The sequence below is a fragment of the Streptomyces sp. SID13726 genome (assembly GCF_010548375.1).
GTDB lineage: Bacteria > Actinomycetota > Actinomycetes > Streptomycetales > Streptomycetaceae > Streptomyces.
Genome location: NZ_JAAGLY010000846.1, coordinates 1 through 387, shown reverse-complemented (window position 1 = coordinate 387; position 387 = coordinate 1). Strand labels below are relative to the sequence as shown.

1 protein-coding gene is annotated in these 387 nt (G+C 72.9%); it reads left to right on the top strand.

Going from position 1 to position 387, the window contains the following annotated elements:
* A partial coding sequence (locus G3I78_RS51600; protein ID WP_203616631.1) for a hypothetical protein occupies window positions 1–387 on the top strand: 387 nt, incomplete at both ends.

Genomic DNA, 387 nt, shown 5'->3' with positions numbered 1-387 from the left:
CCGAGGTCCGCGCGCAGGCCGACCAGGCGCACGCGCGCTTCACCGACCCGCACTCCGACTTCCTCACCTACCTCAACGTCTGGGAGTACGTCCGCGAGCAGCAGCACGAGCTCTCGTCGTCGGCCTTCCGCCGCCTGTGCAAGGCCGAGTACCTCAACTTCCTGCGCATCCGCGAGTGGCAGGACGTCGTCGCGCAGCTCCGCGAGATGTCCAAGCCCCTCGGCATCGACATGTCGTACAAGCCGCGCGCCGGGCGCTCCGGCTCGGGTCCGGCGGCGGAGGGGGCGTCGGGCTCACCCGCCGCGGACCCGGCCACGGCTCCCGACGCGGCCGCCGCCGAGCAGAGCGCGGCGTACAAGCGCGCCTGGGACGGCGACACGATCCACA